The organism is Janibacter sp. Y6, from assembly GCF_040900765.1.
Lineage (GTDB): Bacteria > Actinomycetota > Actinomycetes > Actinomycetales > Dermatophilaceae > Marihabitans > Marihabitans melonis.
The window spans coordinates 222,924-241,210 of record NZ_JAKLYZ010000003.1; the positions used below are offsets into that span (position 1 = coordinate 222,924).

14 protein-coding genes are annotated in these 18,287 nt (G+C 74.2%); 5 read left to right on the forward strand and 9 right to left on the reverse strand.

Annotated features, from left to right (window positions below; translation table 11 throughout):
* Positions 1 to 24: 24 nt before the first annotated feature.
* Positions 25 to 1,707, forward strand: coding sequence for an energy-dependent translational throttle protein EttA (ettA, locus tag L6241_RS08670; RefSeq protein ID WP_191682323.1), 1,683 nt, complete (start codon positions 25 to 27; stop codon positions 1,705 to 1,707).
* Positions 1,708 to 1,785: 78 nt separating this feature from the next.
* Here the strand turns inward: ettA and L6241_RS08675 are convergent, their stop codons facing one another.
* Entirely contained in the window at positions 1,786 to 2,094 is a 309-nt protein-coding gene (locus tag L6241_RS08675; protein ID WP_368245782.1) for a DUF1731 domain-containing protein, read from the reverse strand.
* Between the two features lie 18 nt (positions 2,095 to 2,112).
* Positions 2,113 to 3,177 carry an SRPBCC family protein gene (locus L6241_RS08680; protein ID WP_368245784.1) on the reverse strand — a complete coding sequence of 355 codons (1,065 nt, stop codon included), beginning with the start codon at positions 3,175 to 3,177 and terminating at the stop codon, positions 2,113 to 2,115.
* 35 nt (positions 3,178 to 3,212) lie between these two features.
* On the opposite strand from L6241_RS08680, the gene L6241_RS08685 reads away from it, so the two are divergent.
* Positions 3,213 to 3,818 (forward strand): pentapeptide repeat-containing protein, encoded by a 606-nt coding sequence (locus L6241_RS08685; RefSeq protein ID WP_368245785.1) that lies wholly within the window; start codon positions 3,213 to 3,215, stop codon positions 3,816 to 3,818.
* A gap of 10 nt (positions 3,819 to 3,828) precedes the next feature.
* Here L6241_RS08685 and L6241_RS08690 read toward each other — a convergent pair whose 3' ends face one another.
* Both L6241_RS08690 and L6241_RS08695 read right to left on the reverse strand, forming a co-directional pair.
* Positions 3,829 to 4,968, reverse strand: coding sequence for a glycerate kinase (locus L6241_RS08690; RefSeq protein WP_368245786.1), 1,140 nt, complete (start codon positions 4,966 to 4,968; stop codon positions 3,829 to 3,831).
* 11 nt (positions 4,969 to 4,979) lie between these two features.
* Entirely contained in the window at positions 4,980 to 6,356 is a 1,377-nt protein-coding gene (locus L6241_RS08695) for a GntP family permease (RefSeq protein ID WP_368245787.1), read from the reverse strand.
* A 186-nt stretch (positions 6,357 to 6,542) separates the two neighbouring features.
* Here L6241_RS08695 and L6241_RS08700 point away from each other — a divergent pair, with 186 nt between their 5' ends.
* Positions 6,543 to 7,637, forward strand: a complete 1,095-nt coding sequence (locus tag L6241_RS08700) for a CdaR family transcriptional regulator (protein ID WP_368245788.1) — start codon at positions 6,543 to 6,545, stop codon at positions 7,635 to 7,637.
* Between the two features lie 30 nt (positions 7,638 to 7,667).
* Here L6241_RS08700 and L6241_RS08705 read toward each other — a convergent pair whose 3' ends face one another.
* Entirely contained in the window at positions 7,668 to 8,717 is a 1,050-nt protein-coding gene (locus tag L6241_RS08705) for an SGNH/GDSL hydrolase family protein (RefSeq protein ID WP_368245790.1), read from the reverse strand.
* Between the two features lie 166 nt (positions 8,718 to 8,883).
* Between L6241_RS08705 and L6241_RS08710 the strand changes: the two genes are divergently transcribed.
* Positions 8,884 to 10,260 (forward strand): APC family permease, encoded by a 1,377-nt coding sequence (locus L6241_RS08710; RefSeq protein ID WP_368245792.1) that lies wholly within the window; start codon positions 8,884 to 8,886, stop codon positions 10,258 to 10,260.
* Positions 10,261 to 10,295: 35 nt separating this feature from the next.
* Here L6241_RS08710 and L6241_RS08715 read toward each other — a convergent pair whose 3' ends face one another.
* From L6241_RS08715 to L6241_RS08725, 3 genes are read right to left on the reverse strand one after another with little or no spacing between them, the layout of a single operon-like run.
* Complete coding sequence (locus L6241_RS08715; RefSeq protein WP_368245793.1) at positions 10,296 to 13,781, reverse strand: error-prone DNA polymerase; 3,486 nt, start codon at positions 13,779 to 13,781, stop codon at positions 10,296 to 10,298.
* Between the two features lie 21 nt (positions 13,782 to 13,802).
* A complete protein-coding gene (locus tag L6241_RS08720; protein ID WP_368245794.1) occupies positions 13,803 to 15,374 on the reverse strand; it encodes a DNA polymerase Y family protein in 1,572 nt (523 codons plus the stop codon).
* Positions 15,374 to 16,072: a hypothetical protein gene (locus L6241_RS08725; RefSeq protein WP_148041522.1), complete on the reverse strand. Its 699-nt coding sequence runs from the start codon at positions 16,070 to 16,072 to the stop codon at positions 15,374 to 15,376. The genes L6241_RS08720 and L6241_RS08725 overlap by 1 nt, the downstream gene beginning before the upstream one ends.
* Before the next feature lie 101 nt (positions 16,073 to 16,173).
* On the opposite strand from L6241_RS08725, the gene L6241_RS08730 reads away from it, so the two are divergent.
* Positions 16,174 to 16,605 (forward strand): hypothetical protein, encoded by a 432-nt coding sequence (locus L6241_RS08730; protein WP_354587790.1) that lies wholly within the window; start codon positions 16,174 to 16,176, stop codon positions 16,603 to 16,605.
* A gap of 106 nt (positions 16,606 to 16,711) precedes the next feature.
* Here L6241_RS08730 and L6241_RS08735 read toward each other — a convergent pair whose 3' ends face one another.
* A complete protein-coding gene (locus L6241_RS08735) occupies positions 16,712 to 18,169 on the reverse strand; it encodes a PepSY-associated TM helix domain-containing protein (RefSeq protein WP_368245795.1) in 1,458 nt (485 codons plus the stop codon).
* Positions 18,170 to 18,287 lie beyond the last annotated feature (118 nt).

Below are 18,287 nucleotides of genomic sequence, written 5' to 3' on the forward strand. Positions count from 1 at the left end.
GTGCCAGGCCGATAGCCTGGCACCATGCCCGAGTTCATCTACACCATGACCCGTGCCCGCAAGGCGCACAACGAGAAGGTCATCCTCGACGACGTCACGATGTCGTTCTACCCCGGCGCCAAGATCGGCATGGTCGGCCCGAACGGCGCCGGCAAGTCGACGATCCTCAAGATCATGGCCGGGCTGGACCAGCCGAGCAACGGCGAGGCGCAGCTGGCCAAGGGTGCCTCCGTCGGCATCCTCCTGCAGGAGCCGCCGCTCACCGAGGACAAGACCGTCCTCGGCAACGTCGAGGAGGGCCTGGGCGAGATCAAGGCCAAGCTCGACCGCTACAACGCCATCTCCGAGGAGATGACGGAGCCCGACGCCGACTTCGACGCCCTCATGGCCGAGATGGGCTCGCTGCAGGAGGAGATCGACCACGCCGACGCGTGGGACCTCGACTCCCAGCTCGAGCAGGCGATGGACGCGCTGCGCTGCCCGCCGCCGGACGCCGACGTCACCGTCCTGTCCGGTGGTGAGCGCCGTCGCGTCGCGCTGTGCAAGCTGCTGCTCTCCAAGCCCGACCTGCTGCTCCTCGACGAGCCCACCAACCACCTCGACGCCGAGTCGGTCCTGTGGCTCGAGCAGCACCTCGCCGCGTACCCCGGCGCCGTCGTCGCCGTGACGCACGACCGGTACTTCATGGACAACGTCGCGCAGTGGATCGCCGAGGTCGACCGCGGCCGGCTCTACCCCTACGAGGGCAACTACTCGACCTACCTGGAGAAGAAGCAGGAGCGTCTGCAGGTCCAGGGCAAGAAGGACGCGAAGCTCGCCAAGCGCCTCGCCTCCGAGCTCGAGTGGGTCCGCTCCAACGCCAAGGCGCGGCAGACGAAGAGCAAGGCCCGTCTCCAGCGCTACGAGGAGATGGCTGCGGAGGCCGAGCGCACCCGCAAGCTCGACTTCGAGGAGATCCAGATCCCGCCGGGCCCGCGCCTGGGCAGCAAGGTCATCGAGGTCCGCGACCTCACGAAGGGCTTCGGCGACCGCGTCCTGATCGACGGCCTGAGCTTCACCCTGCCGCGCAACGGCATCGTCGGAGTCATCGGCCCCAACGGCGTGGGCAAGACGACGCTCTTCAAGACCATCGTCGGCTTCGAGCAGCCCGACTCCGGCACCGTCGACATCGGCGACACCGTCGAGATCAGCTACGTCGACCAGAGCCGCGGCGGCATCGACCCGGAGAAGTCGTTGTGGGAGGTCGTCTCCGACGGTCTCGACCACATCCAGGTCGGCCAGGTCGAGATCCCCAGCCGCGCCTACGTCAGCCAGTTCGGCTTCAAGGGCCCGGACCAGCAGAAGAAGGCCGGGGTGCTCTCCGGTGGTGAGCGCAACCGTCTCAACCTCGCGCTGACGCTCAAGGAGGGCGGCAACCTGCTGCTCCTCGACGAGCCCACCAACGACCTCGACGTCGAGACCCTCGGCTCGCTCGAGAACGCCCTGCTCGAGTTCCCGGGCTGCGCCGTGGTCATCAGCCACGACCGGTGGTTCCTCGACCGCGTCGCGACGCACATCCTCGCCTACGAGGGCACCGAGCAGTCGCCGGCGAGCTGGTACTGGTTCGAGGGCAACTTCGAGGCCTACGAGAAGAACAAGGTCGAGCGCCTCGGCGAGGACGCGGCCCGCCCGCACCGGGTCACCTACCGTCGCCTGACGCGCGACTGACCCGCCTCACCACGACGACGGCCGCCGCCGCCCACCCGGGCAGCGGCGGCCGTCGTCGTTCGGCAGGGTGCCGGGGCGTCAGCCCCGGTAGAGCTCGGCGAGGGCGTCGTCGAGACGGGGGTGCTCGAAGACGAAACCGGCGTCGGCGAGCACCTGCGAGGTGCAGTGCCGGCCGGTGAGGGCCAGCGCCGGGTCGGAGCGAAGGGCGACCGCCCCGACGTGCAGCAGGGCGGCCGGGGTCGGGGGAGCCGCCGGCCGGTGCAGCACCCGGCGCAGGGCGGCCATGAGCTCGGCGTTGCGCACCGGCTCCGGCGCGGCGGCGACGACCGGTCCGTCGGGCAGCGTCGTGCCGGGCTCGAGGCCGAGCGCGGCCCGGGCGACCCGCACCCAGTCGTCGCGGTGGATTCAGCTGAACCACTGCCGCCCGGACCCGACCCGCCCGCCGAGACCGGCCCGCGTGAGGCGGGCGAGGACCTGCAGCGCCGGGGCGTCGCGGTCGAGGACGATCGAGGTGCGCAGCAGGTGCACGTGCTCGGCGCGTGCTCCGTCGACGGCCGCCTCCCACGGCTGGGCCACCCCGGTCATCTGCGGCAGACCGCCGTCGGCGGGCAGCGGGGTGGTCTCGGTGATGCGCTCCTCGCCGCTGTCGGACCAGATGGCGGTCGTCGAGGCCTGCAGCCAGCTGACGAGCGGGCGCTGGAGCTGCTGGCTGGCGCTCACGAGGGCATGGGTGGGCTCGACGCGGGAGGTGCGCAAGGAGGCGATGTTCGCAGGGGAGGGACGCACGTCGACGAGACGGCCGGCGAGGTTGACGAGCGCCACGCCGGCATCTGCGGCCGCCTCGAGCTCGTCGGCCCACGCGCCCACCGTGCGGCCGTCCCACTGCACCTGCCGGTACGGCAGGGAGGCGTCGGGCGACCGGGTGAGCAGGACGACCTCGTGCCGGTGGCGCAGCAGGTCGCCGGCGAGGAGCCGGCCGAGCGCCCCGGACCCGCCCGCGACGACGACCTTCACCCGCGACGGGTCGGGGGAGAGGCCGCACTCGAGAGCGAGGCGGGCGGCGGTCGTCGAGAAGTCCTGCGCCAGCGCGCCGGCGACGCCGAGCACGACGGCCGGGGTCATCGCCCCGTGCACCGAGACGACCTGCTCGAGCCGGGTCGCGTCGTCGACCGCGTCGAGGATCCAGCGCACCCGCATCTCCCCGGTCGGGTTGGGCTGGCTGATCTCGAGGACGCGGCCCTCCTCGTGCGCGGTGACCTGCAGCGGCGGCGCGGTGCGCTCGTGCAGGGCGCGGAAGGCCCGGCTGCTCAGCGAGTACGAGCCGGTGGCACCCACGGCGACGGGCCCGTCGAGCCTGGCCCCGGACACCGCCGGCTGCCACCGAGACCAGCGCGAGAGGTCCGAGATCACCGACCAGACCTGGGCCGGGGGGAGGTCGAGCTGGGCTGAGGTCGTCCGGGTCCACGCCATGCGGCCATCCTGTCCCACGCCGTAGCGTGGCCGGCATGAGCGGGCTGCACGAGTTGCTGGCAGGACGGGACCTCGTCGAGGACGAGGAGCTCCGTGGGGACCTCGCGGAGCAGGAGCGGCTCGAAGGGGTGACCTTCGTCGGGTGCACCATCACCGGCTCGGTCTGGGCGCACGCGGTCGTCGCGCGGTGCCGCTTCGAGGACTGCACCTTCGAGGGGGTGGACCTCTCGGGCACCCGTCTGCCGGACACCGTCCTCGACGGCTGCCGTCTCGTCGACGTCCGGGCCCTCGGCACCGCCTGGAGCTCCTTGGCCCGCCTGACCATCTCGCCGGACCCGAGCACGTGGACCGGCTGCCGGCTCGACCTCGGCTCCTTCGGTGGCGCGGACCTCACCGGCGCCAGGTTCGAGCGCTGCTCGCTCGTAGAGGCCGATCTCGACGGCGTGGTCCTGCGCGGTGCCCGGCTGGACGACTGCGACCTGCGGGGGACCCGGGTCATCCGGGCCGATCTGCGCGAGGCCGACCTGCGCGGCAGCCACGGCTACGTCCTCGACCCGCGCGACAACGAGGTCGCGGGGCTGCAGGTCGACCTCGTCGGCGCGGTGGGGCTGCTCACCCCCTTCGGCATCGAGGTGGGCTGACCCGACCCGGTCAGGACATGCTGGCCGCGGCCCAGGTCGCGGCGAGCTGGCGGGCGAGCCGACGCAGGTCCTGCGGGGCGTCCGCCATCGCCTGCTCCAGGGTCACCGGGCCGGGGGCGGCGGCGAAGACGGCGGTGACGCCGGCGTCTACGAGCCGATCCACGTCAGGGCCGAGCTGACCGGCGACCGCGATCGTCGGCACCCCGTGCCGCTGCGCGACGCGCAGCACCCCGACGGGGGTCTTGCCGGACAGGCTCTGACCGTCGAGCCGCCCCTCGCCGGTGACGACGAGGTCGGCGCCACGCACATGGTCCTCGAGCCCGACGGCCTGCGCGACGAGGTCGACTCCGGTCGCGAGGCGCCCTCCGAGCAGCGCGACGACCGCGAAGCCGATGCCGCCCGCGGCCCCTGCACCGGCGACCTCGGGATCGGCGCGAGGGTGGTGGCGCTGCACCACGTCAGCCAGACGACGCAGGGCGTCGTCGAGCCGGTCGACGTCCGCGGGGTCAGCACCCTTCTGCGGGCCGAAGACGGCCGCGGCACCGCGGGTCCCGCACAGCGGGTTGTCCACGTCGCACGCGGCGACGAGGTCGACCTCCCGCAGACGCGGATGAGCCCCGGACAGGTCGACGGTCGCGAGCTCGGCGAGCCCGTCGCCACCGGGCGGGATCGTCTCGCCCCGGTCGTCGAGCAGCCGGATGCCCAGCGCCTGGCACAGACCGGCACCGCCGTCGGTCGACGCGCTCCCGCCCAGCCCCAGCACGACGCTGCTCACGCCGTCGTCCAGGGCCCGGGCGAGGAGCGCGCCGGTGCCGTAGGACGACGCGCGTCCGGCGTCGCGCAGCCCGGGCTCGACGAGCGCGAGGCCGGTGGCGGCGGCGACCTCGACGACAGCCGTCCGGCCGTCGGGCAGCAGCGCGTAGGTCGCGGCGACCGGGCGCCCGAGCGGGTCGGGCACCTCGAGCGCGCGCCGCGTGCCACCGGTGGCGCCGAGCACCGCTTCGACGGTGCCCTCGCCGCCGTCGGCCATGGGGACCTCGACGACGGTCGCCGACGGGTCACCCTCGCGCCAGCCCTGGGCGAGCGCTGCGGCGACGGCGGGGCTGCCGAGGCTCTCCTTGAAGGAGTCAGGGGCGATGACGACTCTCACGGGCCGCCTGCTCACACGACGACGAGCGAGAGGACCCAGACGACCGCGATGGCGGTGAGACCCTGCACGAGGGTGGCCATCGTCTGCGCCCGGTAGGCCTGCTTGACGCTCATCCGGCTGAACTGACTGACCACCCAGAAGTAGCTGTCGTTGGCGTGCGAGACGGTCATCGCGCCGGCGCCGATCGCCATGACGACGAGGACGCGGCCGAGGTCGGTGTCGAGACCGAGGTCTCCGACGAGCGGTGCCATGAGCGCCGAGGTCGTCACGAGGGCCACGGTCGAGGAGCCCTGCGCGGTCTTGAGCGCCGCGGCGACGAGGAAGGGGACGAGGACCCCGATGCCGAGCTCGGAGAGCTGCTCGCCGAGGTAGGTCCCGACATCGGTCGCGGTGATGACAGCGCCGAAGGCGCCGCCCGCACCGGTGATGAGCAGGATCGGGGCGGCGGCGACGATGCCCTCGCCGACGCGCTCCTCGAAGGCCGCCATGAAGCCGCGCCGCGGCAGCAGGGCGAGGGAGCACACGAGCCCGATGAGGAGGGCGACGACCGGCAGGCCGACGAAGCGCAGGACCTCGGTGGCGGTGGAGCTGCCGAGCGGCGCGCTCGGCAGGGCGGCGATCGACCCGAGCATGATGAGGACGAGCGGGACGAAGATCGGGGCGAAGGCCGCGCCGGGGCTGGGCAGCCGTCCGGCGGACTCACGCATGCTCTCGAACTCGCGGATCTTCTCCTCGACCTCGGCCGAGCTCACGCCGTCCGGGGTCTCGTGGCGGAAGCGGGTCGCCCACAGGTTGCCCGCGACAGCCGAGACCGCGGCGATGGGCAGGCCGACGAGGATGACGAGCCCGAGCTGGCTCTCGAGACCGAGGTTGCCGGCCGCGGCGATCGGTCCGGGGGTCGGCGGCACGAGGGTGTGCGTCGCGTACAGGCCGGTGGCCAGGGCGACGGACATCGCGACCGGCGAGGTGCGCGCCCGGGTGGCGATCGACTCCTTGAGCGAGTTGAGGATGACGTACCCGGAGTCGCAGAAGACGGGGATCGAGACGATGTAGCCGATGACCGAGACGGTGATCGTCGGGTGCTTCTCGCCGATCTTGCGCACGACGAGGTCGGCCATCGTGATGGCGGCACCCGACGTGTCGAGGACGACCCCGATGATCGTGCCGAGCGCGATGACGAGACCGATGTTGCCCAGGGTCGTGCCGAAGCCGGTGCTGATGATCCCGATGAGCCCGGGGTCCTCACCGACGGGCGGGAGCGGCAGCGTGAAGGCGAGCCCGCCGAGCAGGGCCGCGAGGAGCAGCGCGAGGAAGGGGTGGAGCTTGAGCACGCTGGCGGCCACGACGAGCGCGACGACCACGCCGACGAGGATGACGACGTCGACCATGGGAGGCCTCCTTGCCTTGAGTCGCGCCCGGGCCGTGGGGCACGGCGGGCGTCGGGACGTCCGAATGACCGGACCCGGACAGCGTGGCGGACACCGCTCGCCTCGACCATGGTCGACTGCACAGGGATCGGTCACCTGATGACCCCTTCGCGATGCATCTGCACACCGGACGGCTAGCGTCTCCTCGTGACCACGCTGACCGCGGCCCTCGCCGCCCGGATCGTCGAGCGGACGATGGCGGTCGTCGACCGCAACGTCAACGTCATGGACGAGCGGGGCGTCATCCTCGCCAGTGGTCAGCCGGAGCGGGTGCACGCCCGCCACGAGGGCGCGCTGCTCGCCGCGGAGCAGGACCGCACGGTCGTCATCGACGACGTCCACGAGCTCTTGCTGCGCGGGGTGCAGCCGGGGGTCAACCTGCCCCTGCACCACCGCGGCGCCGTCGTCGGGGTCGTCGGCATCTCCGGGCCGCCCCAGGAGGTCGAGGTCCTCGGCGACCTCATCCGCGTGACCGCCGAGCTCGTGGTCGAGCAGGCGGCGGCGCTCGAGGTCGGTCGGTGGCGCGAGCGCCGGCGCGAGGACTTCCTCGTCGCGGCCGCGGGCGGCCTGCTCGACGCGGACGCGACGACCGAGATGGCCGAGGCGCTCGGCTGGGACCTCGCCGTGCCCCGCAGGTGCACCGTCCTGCGACCCACGGGCGAGGCCCATGTCGACCTCCTCGCGCTCCAGCGCAGGGTCGCCGGTCTGCTGCCGGAGCAGGCGGGCGCGGCGCGGGTGGGCGCCGTCGGCGACCAGGAGCTCGCGGTGTGGTGGCCGGCGGGTCCGTCACCGGTCGCGGCGCTCGGGGCCCTGGCGGGCACCGCCGTCGTGACGGGAGAGGAGCACAGCGGTGGCGAAGGGGTGCACCGCGCCTTCGTCTCCGCGCACGAGTCCCTGCGGGTGACCACCCTGCCGGGCGGGGGCTACGACCCCCAGGACCTCGCCCTCCTCGCCCTGCTCGTCGGGCTGCGGGGCGACTGGCGCGGCGCGGGTGTCGCCGCGCCGTGGCGACGCCTCGTCGAGCAGGACCGCCACGGCGAGCTGCAGCGCACGGTGCGCTCGTGGCTCGCGCACGACCTCGACGTCGCCCGGTGTGCGGCGGACCTCCACGTGCACCGCAACACCCTGCGCCTGCGGCTGTCCCGCGTGGAGACGATCACGGGGCTCGACGTGCGGCGCGTGCCGTCGCTGCTCCAGCTCTACCTCGGTCCGCTGCTCGACGAGGGACCCGTCTCGAGCTGAGGGGCGTGGTCTCGACCTGGGAGGGAGCGGTCAGCGGCGCACGAGCGCTGCGGACTGCCGCGCCGACCACGTCCGGTCGGCGGCGTCGATGCTGCGCCGCGAGCCCAGGTCGACACCGGCGCGCTCGGCGGCCCGGCGCACCCTCGGCGAGTCGAGGTCGGGCAGCCGCATCCGCTTCGGGGTGATCGTGCGGTCCTGCTCGGCATAGCCGCGCTGGCGCTGCGCCTGCTCGCCGGCGAGGAAGTCGGCGCGCTGCACGGTCGTGCTGGTGGCGCGCACCGTCGTGCCGGTGAGCGGCGTGCTGACGAGCGGGGTGTACCCGCTGCGGTGGCCCGCGACGTTCGGGTGGTAGCTCTCGCTGATCGGGCTGGAGAGCCCGTTGAGCCACTCGACGTCGTCGCACACGGCGTGACCGGTGAAGGCGCTCGTGGGGTTGGCGAAGGCGAAGCCCCGCGCGCTCGCCGCCGTGCGGATGCGCGAGTTGAGCAGGTCGGCGGTCGCGTTGAGGCGGCTCTGCTCGGTGGCGGAGAACCACGTGAGGGCGTTGCAGTCCTCGCCCATGAAGATCCGGGGATAGCCCACGACGACGACGGTGGCGTCGGGGGCCTTGGCGCGGATCGAGCCGTAGAGCGTGCTGAGCCGGCCGGGCAGGGTGCCGTTGATGAAGGTCGTCGCCTTGTCGATCGCGGCGTTGCAGCTGCTCGCCCAGGCCGGCAGCGCGCACTCGGTGAGCACGTCGGCGAAGCCCGCGTCGTTGCCGCCGACGGAGATGCTCACCCGGCTCGTCGTCGTGCTGAGCGCGGAGAGCTGGGTGCTCGTGACGTCCGCCGTCGTCGCCCCCGAGCAGGCCCGGAAGTTGAGGTCGAGACCGCGCGCCGAGGCGATGAGCGAGGGGTAGGCCCGGGCCGAGCGCTGGCACGACGTGCCGTCGGCGAGGTAGTCGCGCGTGCCGGTGCCCGAGGAGTAGGAGTCGCCGAGGGCGACGTAGCCACCGGTGGCCGCGGCCCCGGCGTCGGTGACGGCCAGGGTGCTCACGAGGGTGAGGCTGGCCAGCGTGGCGAGGGTACGGACAGGGCGCACGGCATCTCCTTCGACGCGGGGTTCCGTCGCACCGTAGGGCAGCCCCGGCGGCTGCGGTCGAGCCCTTGCCAAGTCCGGGTGAAGTCGTGACCGGCCCCATACCGTGACCTCATCGACCCCCCTTCGCGACCCGGATCAGGGCGCTCCGCTCTGCCATGCTCGCCCGATGGCGACGACGACAGCCCCGGACAGCTCCGAGCACGACACCAGGCTCAGTCGCAGCATCACGACGACGCTGCTCTTCTTCTTCATCGTCGGTGACACCCTCGGTGCCGGCATCTACACGCTCGTGGGCACGATGGCCACCGATGTCGGCGGGATGCTCTGGCTCCCGCTCGTCATCGCGCTCGTGCTGGCGCTGCTCACGGCCGGCACGTACGCCGAGCTCATCACGAAGTACCCCCACGCCGGAGGAGCCTCGCGGTACGCCGACCGTGCCTTCGACAAGCCCTTCGTCACCTTCATCATCGGCTTCCTCATGCTGTCCTCGGGCATCACGACGTCGGCGGCGCTGGCCAACGCCTTCGCCGGCGACTACCTCGCCTCGTTCTTCGGCGACGAGAGCCTGCCCTCGTCGGTCGCCATCCCGGTGCGGCTGGTCTTCCTCGCTGTCCTCATCGCGGTCAACCTGCGCGGGGTGCGCGAGTCGCTGTCGGCCAACGTCGTCTTCACCTGCATCGAGGTCTCCGGGCTCGTCCTCGTCATCGTGCTCGCGGCGATCGTCTTCGGCAGCGGCGACGGCGACCCCAGCCGCATCCTCACCCCGGCCTCGGACACGCCGCTGCTGAGCGGGGCCTTCGCGGCGTCGATCACCGCCTTCTTCTCCTTCCTCGGCTTCGAGGCCGCCGCCAACATGGCCGAGGAGGTCAAGGAGCCGACCCGGGCCTACCCGAGGGCCCTCTTCGGCGCGATCCTCACCGCCGCCACGGTCTACCTGCTCATCGCGCTCGGAGCGGCGATCGTCGTCGACCCCACGACGATGGCGGAGTCGACCGGACCGCTGCTCGAGGTCGTCAAGGCATCGGGCATCGGCGTCCCGTCCTGGCTGTTCTCGGCGATCGCGCTCGTCGCGATCACCAACGGCGCGCTGCTCTTCATGGTCATGGCCAGCCGCGCGACCTACGGGCTCGCCGAGGTGGGCCTGCTGCCGAGCGTCTTCGGCGAGGTGCTCGAGGGCCGTCGCACCCCCTGGGTCGCGATCCTCGTGGTGGGCGGCGCGACGATGGCCATGAGCATGATCGGCGACGTCAGCCAGCTCGCGGACACGACGGTGCTCCTGCTCGTCCTCGTCTTCATCTCGGCCAACGTCTCGGTGCTCGTCCTCAAGAAGAAGGACCCGGTCGACCACGACCACTTCACCATCCCCAGCGTCGTGCCGGTCCTCGCCCTGCTCGCCAGCCTGCTCCTGCTGACCCAGATGGAGTCGACGGTCTGGCTCGTCGGTGCCGGCTACCTCGTCGTCGGCGTCGTGCTCTTCCTCGTCGCCCGCGCCACGCGCAAGCGTGAGGTCACGTCCGAGGGCAGCATGGAGGACCGCGTCTAGGCCCGGCCCTCTCCGAGCAGCACCCGGCCACCCGGTCACCGGAAGTCCCGCGACCGGGTGGCTGCTGCGACCGGCAGGCGCTCGAGCCGGTCGGCGACGATGTTGATCGCGCCGGAGCGCCGCTCGAGCGTGCCGCGCACGAGCAGCGCGGAGGCCGTGCGCGAGTGCGGTCGGTAGCGGCGGAAGACCCCGACCGAGCAGATGACGTTGATCATCCCCGTCTCGTCCTCGAGGCTGAGGAAGGTCACGCCCTGCGCGGTCGCGGGCCTCTGACGGTGGGTGACGAGACCGGCGACCGTGACCCGCTGGTCGCTCTCGGCGGTGCGCAGCTCCTGCGCGGAGAGCACCCCCATGCTGTCGAGGAAGCCGCGCTCGTGCGCGATCGGGTGGTCGCCCGTCGCGATGCCCGTCGACCACAGGTCGGCGACGGTGCTCTCGCGCGCGCTCATCTCCGGCAGCTCCGGCGCCCCGACGTGGGGGGTGACGACCTCGAGCTGGCCGGGCCGCTCGCGCGCCGCCGCCCCGGCGCCCCACAGCGCCTGGCGACGGGTCAGCCCGAGCGCGTCGAAGGCCCCGGCCGTCGCCAGCGCCTCGACCTGCGGCGCGGTGAGCTCGACCCGCCGGGTGAGGTCGACGAGCGAGACGAAGGGGCCGTTCGCCTCGCGCTCGGCGACGACCCGCTCCGCCGTCGGCACGTCGATGCCCGTGACGTCGCTCAGCCCGAGCCGCACCCGCAGGTGGGCGTCGCGCCGGTGGGCCGCACCGGGCTCGGGGGCGTCGGGGTCGAAGGGAGGGATCGCCGGCTGCTCGCGCTCGAGGCAGCTCTCCATCCCGCTCGGGCGGACGTACCCGCCGGCAGGGGCGGGTCCCCCTTCGCCGGTCAGGTCCTCCTCACCCGCCCACCGGGGCACCTCGCCGCCCGCCTCGAGATCGGCGTGGACCGAGGAGGCGAGCAGGCACGGGCGGGCGACCTCGACGCCGTGCCGGCGGGCGTCGGCGACGAGGGTCTGCGGCGAGTAGAAGCCCATCGGCTGGCTGCGCAGCAGCCCGGCGAGGAAGGCCGCGGGGTAGTGCAGCTTGAGCCAGCTGCTCGCGTAGACGAGCAGCCCGAAGGACAGGGCGTGGCTCTCGGCGAAGCCGAAGTTCGCGAAGGCCTCGATCTTGGCGTAGATGTCGTCGGCGACCTCGCCGGTGATGCCGTTGGCGGCCATGCCCTCGTAGAGCCGCTCGCGCAGGCTGGCGATCTTCTCGACCCCCCGCTTGGAGCCCATCGCCCGGCGCAGCAGGTCGGCGTCGTCACCGGTGCACCCGCCGACGGCGACCGCCATCTGCATGAGCTGCTCCTGGAAGAGCGGGACGCCCATCGTGCGCTCGAGCACCGGCACGAGCTTCGGGTGGAGGTAGGTGACCGGCTCGGCACCGGTGCGCCGGCGGATGTAGGGGTGGATCGCGCCGCCCTGGATGGGGCCGGGCCGGATGAGCGCGATCTCGACGACGAGGTCGTAGAAGCGGCGCGGCAGCAGCCGGGTGAGCGTGCCGATCTGCGCCCGGCTCTCGACCTGGAAGACGCCGATGGAGTCGGCGCGGCACAGCATGTCGTAGACGGCCGCCTCCTCCTTGGTGATCCGCTCGAGGCTCCACTGCTCGCCGAGGTGGTGACGCAGGTGGTCGAAGGTGTGCTGGATGCAGCCGAGCATCCCCAGCCCGAGCAGGTCGAACTTCACCAGTCCCATCCACGCGCAGTCGTCCTTGTCCCACTGCAGGACGGTGCGGTCCTCCATCCGGGCCGGCTCGATCGGGCAGACCTCGCTCACCGGTCGCTCGGTGAGCACCATGCCGCCGGAGTGGATGCCGAGGTGGCGGGGGGCGCCGAGCAGCTCCTCGGCGAGCTCGACGACGGGGGCGGGGATGTCGTGGTGGCCGTCGAGGACCTCACCCCACCCGTCGATGGTCTTGCTCCACGCGTCCTGCTGGCCCGTCGAGTGGCCGAGCGCCTTGGCGACGTCGCGCACCGCCGAGCGGGGGCGGTAGGTGATGACGTTGGCGACCTGCGCGGCGTTGACCCGGCCGTAGCGGGCGTAGACCCACTGGATGACCTCCTCGCGGCGGTCGGAGTCGAGGTCGAGGTCGATGTCGGGCTCCTCGTCGCGGGTCGTCGCGAGGAAGCGCTCGAAGGGCAGGTCGTAGTAGATCGAGTCGATCGCCGTGATGCCCAGGGCGTAGCAGACCGCGGAGTTGGCCGCCGAGCCGCGGCCCTGGTGCAGGATCCCCTGCTCGCGGGCGAAGGCGGCGATGTCGTGGACGATGACGAAGTAGCCGGCGAAGTCCTTGGTCTCGATGACCGAGAGCTCGCGCTCGATCCGCTCGTGGTGGGCGGCGGTCGCGTGGGGGTAGCGCCGCGGCATGCCCCGGGCGACGAGCTCGCGCAGCCACGACATCGCCGTGTGGCCCTCGGGCACGTGGTGCTGCGGCAGCCGCGGGGTGGCCCGGCGCAACGAGAAGGCGCACTCGGCGGCGACGTCGACGGTGAGCTCGATCGCGCCGGGGATGTGCCCGAGCAGCCGGTGCATCTCCTCGCCGGAGCGCAGGTGGGCCGCGCCGGTGCCGGCGATCCAGCCGTCGAGCTCGTCGAGGCTGCGCCGGGCGCGCACCGCGGCGACGACCTGGGCGAGCCGGGCGGCGTCGGGCCGGGCGACGTGCGCCCCCGTCGTCGCGACGACCGGGGCGCCGGCCCGACGGGCGACCTCGGCGAGGGCGTCGGCGAGGTGGTCGTCGCCGGGCAGCCCACGATGGCTCACCTCGACGAGCACGGCGTCGTGCCCGAAGGTCTCCTGCTGGGCGCGCAGCGCCCGCTCGGCGGCGTCGAGGTCGAGGGGGCCGACGGGGGACCCGCCCCCGCCCGGTCCGGCGAGGGCCCGGCGCACCGCGCCCTTGCGACAGCCGGTGAGCACGACGACATGACCGGCCAGCTCGTCGGCGACCCGGCGCAGGTCGTGCACGGGCCGGCCCTTCTCTCCGGCGAGCTGCCCGGTCGTCAGGGTGGCGGAGAGGCGGTGGTAGCCCTCGGGCCCGCGGGCGAGGAGGAGGAGGTGCTCGCCGACGGGGTCGGCGACCCCGGCCTGCGGCTCGGGCAGCCCGAGGGAGAGCTCGGCGCCGAAGACCGTGCCGAGGTCGTGGCTCTCGGCGGCCTCGGCGAGGCGCACCGCGCCGTAGAGCCCGTCGTGGTCGGTGACGGCCAGCCCCGTGAGCCCGAGCCGCACCGCCTCCTCGACGAGCTCCTGGGGGCTGCTCGCGCCGTCGAGGAAGGAGAAGTGCGAGTGCGCGTGCAGCTCGGCGTACGGCCGGGTCGACCCGGGACGGGGCCGGGCGATGCGCGGGGGAGGGGTGTACGCCTCGCGCTTGCGCGACCACCCCGGCGCGTCGCCGCCGTCGGGCCACGGCAGGCCCTCGCGGGTGAGCCGGGTGTCGGAGAGGACCCGCTCGAGCTGCGACCAGCTCTGCTGGGGGTTGTGCCAGCCCATCAGGAGACCTCGGGCGAGATGTCAGTCATACCGGGCCTCGGTCCACCACTGCCCGTCGGCGTGCAGGAGCAGCCAGGCCTGACCGGTGACGTCGACGACCTGCAGGCGCGCGGTGCGCCGCCCGTCGGGCGCCCACCAGCGCTCGTCGGCGGGCCAGGGCCCGGCCCACCCCTGGACCGGACGGGCCGGGCCGCCCGGGGTCGCCCGGACCGTGGCGGGCGAGGCGCTCACGGCCCCGCGCTCGGTGACACCGACGAGATGGCCGCCGCGGTCGAGCAGCTCGGCGGGGGCGGGGGCGGTGTAGACGCTCGCCGGCGCGGGCGCCGGCAGGTGCCCGGGCCAGGGCGCGTCGTCGACACGTGGCGCGGCCACGCCCCACGGGACGAGCCGCTGCCGCTCGGCCGGCCCCCGCCCGCCGACGGGCTCGGGCCGACCGACGGCGTCGTGCCCGAGGGCGGACTGGATGCGCGAGGCGGCCTGGCGCACCTGCTCGCCGGCCGGGTCCGACCACAGCCCGTCGGCGACGGCGGTGACGTCGGCGGTCTCGTCGGGCACGAGACGCACCTCGCTCACCGGGGCGCCGGGGGCCTCGGCGTCGAGGGTCCACGCGAGCCGGTCGAGCAGCGCCGCGGCGTCGAAGAACCGGGGATGGGCCCAGCGTCGCTGGAGCGTGCGCCCGGAGTCGGTGACGACCTCGACCCACACCGCGGTGCACACGAGGTGCTCGCGCTCGAGGGAGTCGACGAGCCGCTGCGCGGCCGCGCCGGCACCGGTGACGACCTGCTCGGCGCGCCGCAGCGCGTGCTCGAAGTGCGCGCTCTCCTCATGGGTCGCCGGTGGCCGCCGGGGCAGGAAGGTCGCGTCCTCGAAACCCCGCGCCGTGCGGTGGCAGCGCACCCCGCGCTCGCCGAAGCGGGCCCGCACGTCGGCCTCGTCGAGCAGGGCCAGGTCGCCGAGGGTGCGCAGCCCGAGACGGCGCCACAGGTCGGCGAGATCGGGCTCGCCGAGGGCGGTGACGGGCAGCGGCGCGAGGAAGTCGGCGGTCTGCTCGCCGGGCAGCGCCGCGCAGTCCTGGGCCCCGGTGACGCGGGCGACCTGCTCGGCGGCGAAGACCGTGTCGGCGACACCGGCCCGCACGTCGTCGACGCCGCGCCCGACGAGCCGCTCGCACAGCAGCGCCCCGACCGGCACCTCGCCCCCGTGGAAGCGGGCCGGGCCGTCGACGACGAGGGTCGCCGTGCCCGGACGGACGACCTCGACCCCGGCGACGACCTCCTCGAGGTCGGGCAGCAGGCTGGCGAAGAGCCGCTCGTCGGCGCCCGGGTCGTGGGTGAGGGTGAGCAGCTCGGGGCAGCGCGACTGCGCCTCGCGCACGCGCAGCCCGCGCCGCACGCCGAGCCCGCGGGCCGCGGCGGAGCAGGCGTGGATCTCCCCCTTCGCCACGAGCCCGATCGGCTCGCTCAGGCGAAGGGGGGAGCCCTCGCCCGCGTCCCAGACGGCCGCGCGGACCGGCCAGTCGGGGCACCACAGGACGAGCCGTCGGCCGCCGGCGGCGAGCGCGGTCGTGCCGGTGCGCACGGCGGCGCGGGCCATCAGCTGGCCGCCTCGAGCAGCCCGCGCCGGTCGCGCCGCGTGGCGTCGTCGCTCGCGCCCGGCAGGCCGACGAGGCCGTCGGGCCGCTGGACGAGCGCCACCTGACGGACGGGGGCGCTGCGCGGGCGGACCTCGGCGACGAGCTCGCGGCCGAGCAGCCGACCGCGGCCGTCGGCCAGACCGGTCCACGACTGCGAGAGCACGCGCACGCTCGCCTCGACCCCGGGCCACCGGGTCTGCTCGCCGGGGGCGTCGTCGAGCAGGACGACGAGGGCGGCGGAGCGGGCACGCAGCCGGGCGGAGAGCCGCGTGACGTCAGCGCGCGACGGCGTGTGCGGCGGGCGGACGGCGACGAGGGGGAGGGCCTCGACGAGGGTCGCGGTCGTCTCGACCCAGGTCTCGCCGGGGGAGGGCACGGCGAGGGTGCGCTCCAGGTCGAGACCCAGCCCGCGGGCCGACTCGACGCCGAGGTCGGGCAGCCCGACGAGCCCGCACCAGCGGCCCTGCGCCGAGCCGCCGGCGAGGAGGCTGAGGAGCAGGGTGTGCGAGCCGTGCACCGCGTAGGTGCAGCCCGCGACGAGCCCGCCGGGGACGAGCGCGTCGACGACCGCGGAGCGCGAGAGCGGCTCTCGGGTGCTCGTCGTACGCTCCATCGCACGCACCCGGTCTCTCAGGGCGGCGATGTCGATCTCGGGCATGACGTCATCGAACACCTGTTCGACTGGCGTGGTCAACCTCGCGTCCACTCCGTGCGCCGAGCGGCCGGATAGCCTCCAGCCATGCCCCTGCGGACGCCCCGATGAGCCTGCTCGAGCCGACCCCGTGGCTCGTGCTGCTCGCCGGTGCGCACCTCGGCTTCCAGCTGACGGTCGACCGCGTCGTCTACCCGGCGCTCGCCGAGGTCGGGCACGAGCGGTGGGCCGGTGCCCACGCCGCCCACTCGCGCCGGATCACCCCGGTCGTCGCCGTGATCTACCCGCCGCTCGTCCTCGTCGTCGCGTGGCAGCTCGTCGCGCACCCGGCCGTCGCGGCGGGCTGGCTCGCGGCTGCCGGGACGCTCGTCGCGGTCGTCACGACGGCGCTCGTCGCGGCCCCGACCCACGGTCGTCTGGGCCGGGGGCCCGACGAGCAGGAGCGTGCGCGTCTGCTGCGCCGGCTGGCCCGCGCCGACCACGTGCGCACCGCCGGTGCGCTCGTCGCCGTGGCCGGCGCGGTCCTCCTCCTCGACTGAGCGTCGGCACATCTGGCCTCCATCGAGTGAGCACGAATCGCCGTCACGCCGATGACGTAGCGGCGATCCGCGCTCACCGGACCGAGCTGTGCGAAGGGGGAGGGGCTCAGCCTGCGGCCGCGCCGACCTCTCGTCGCCGGGCGAGCAGCCCCCGACCGGAGTCGACGAGCACGAAGACGAGCAGCGAGACCCCGACGAGCGGCAGGGCCAGGCCGATGACGACGGCCACCGCCGCGACGCCCACGAGCCCCCACCACGGGGCCCGGGCGAGCGCGCCGCGCGCCGGGGCGCGTCCGCCGACCCGTCCGGGCCGGGTGGTCCCCCGTCGCCACCACATCGCGTAGCCCCACACGACGCTCGCCGCGATGCCGCACGCGAGGACGAAGAGCGCCACCTGGTTGGCGACGCCGAAGAGGGCGCCGATGTGCAGGTCGATTCCCCAGCGAGCGAGCTTGGCGACGAAGGGGTGCTCGGCGAAGGTCACCCGGTCGGTCACCTCGAGGGTGTCGCCGTCGACGGCGACGGTGTCGACCTCGGTGGGGTAGGCGGCCCGGATCTCACAGACCACCCACGCGCTGCCCTCCGCCGCCGGGGCGGAGACCTCGACCTGGCCGGCGTCGATGCCCGCCTGCCGGGCCGCCCCGAGGACCGCGTCGAAGCTCACCGGCGCGACGCGCGGGGCCTCACCGGACCCGCCGTCGCCGTGGTGGCCCGCGTGGTGCGCACCCGCTGCGGCCGTCCCGCCCGACAGCTCGGTGTCGAGGGCCGGCGCCGACCAGCCCAGCTGTGCACGCAGGTCGGTGACCTGCTCGCCGGCGAGCTGCGACCACGTGATGCCCGTCGCGGAGAGCCCGAGCGCCCCGACGAGCACCCACGCGCCGACCGCGGCGTGCCGGTCGCGGGTGCGCCGGTAGCCGGCGCGCCCGCGCGGGGGCAGGAACATCTCGCGCAACCGGCGGGTGCGCCGCAGCCGGCGCAGCCACAGCCCGAGACCGGCGAGGGCGACGACCCACAGCCACGAGGCGGCGAGCTCGCTGTAGAGCCGTCCGGGCTCGCCGAGGTGCAGCCCGCGGTGCAGCTGGTCGACCCAGGTGCGCACCGGCAGCGCGCCGCTCGTGCCGTAGACGGTGAGATCGCCGCGCACGGCGTTCGTGTACGGGTCGACGAAGATCGCCCGGCTCTCGCTCTCGCCGAGACCGGGGTCGTCGAACATCACCCGCGTCGTCGACCCGGCGTCGGGGGCGGGGCGCACGGCGGCGACGCGCTCGCCGCCCGTGTACGCCTGGGCCGTCGCCACCTGCTCGGAGAGGGGTCGGTGCACGCCGGTGCCGTCGGTGCTCAGCTGCCCGGCGTAGACGACGCGCTCGATGCTCGGCGTCAGCGCGTAGATCGCCCCGGTGAGCGCGGCGACGAGGACGAAGGGGCCGACGAGCAGCCCGGCGTAGAAGTGCAGGCGCAGCAGCAGCTGCGGCAGCCACCCGCGTGCGGCGCGGTCGCGCCCGGGTGGCGCGGCAGATGGCAGGGGTGGGGTGGGGGAGGTCGTGCTCGACGTGGTCGTCGACATGGGGGGTCGCTTCCTGGTACGTCGCCGCCCGGGCTGCCGGGTCGGCGCGATGACGAAGGGGGAGCGCTCGCGCGACGAGAGGCCGTCGCGGTGCGCGGGTGGCGAGACCGGCCGTCCA

What these genes read in the sequence shown, in the direction of transcription:
- ettA (WP_191682323.1), top strand. Translation starts at nt 25, where the DNA reads ATGCCCGAGTTCATCTACACCATGACCCGTGCCCGCAAGGCGCACAAC.
- L6241_RS08680 (WP_368245784.1), bottom strand. Translation starts at nt 3,177, where the DNA reads ATGGCGTGGACCCGGACGACCTCAGCCCAGCTCGACCTCCCCCCGGCC.
- L6241_RS08685 (WP_368245785.1), top strand. Translation starts at nt 3,213, where the DNA reads ATGAGCGGGCTGCACGAGTTGCTGGCAGGACGGGACCTCGTCGAGGAC.
- L6241_RS08695 (WP_368245787.1), bottom strand. Translation starts at nt 6,356, where the DNA reads ATGGTCGACGTCGTCATCCTCGTCGGCGTGGTCGTCGCGCTCGTCGTG.
- L6241_RS08710 (WP_368245792.1), top strand. Translation starts at nt 8,884, where the DNA reads ATGGCGACGACGACAGCCCCGGACAGCTCCGAGCACGACACCAGGCTC.
- L6241_RS08715 (WP_368245793.1), bottom strand. Translation starts at nt 13,781, where the DNA reads ATGGGCTGGCACAACCCCCAGCAGAGCTGGTCGCAGCTCGAGCGGGTC.
- L6241_RS08720 (WP_368245794.1), bottom strand. Translation starts at nt 15,374, where the DNA reads ATGGCCCGCGCCGCCGTGCGCACCGGCACGACCGCGCTCGCCGCCGGC.
- L6241_RS08725 (WP_148041522.1), bottom strand. Translation starts at nt 16,072, where the DNA reads ATGCCCGAGATCGACATCGCCGCCCTGAGAGACCGGGTGCGTGCGATG.
- L6241_RS08730 (WP_354587790.1), top strand. Translation starts at nt 16,174, where the DNA reads ATGAGCCTGCTCGAGCCGACCCCGTGGCTCGTGCTGCTCGCCGGTGCG.
- L6241_RS08735 (WP_368245795.1), bottom strand. Translation starts at nt 18,169, where the DNA reads ATGTCGACGACCACGTCGAGCACGACCTCCCCCACCCCACCCCTGCCA.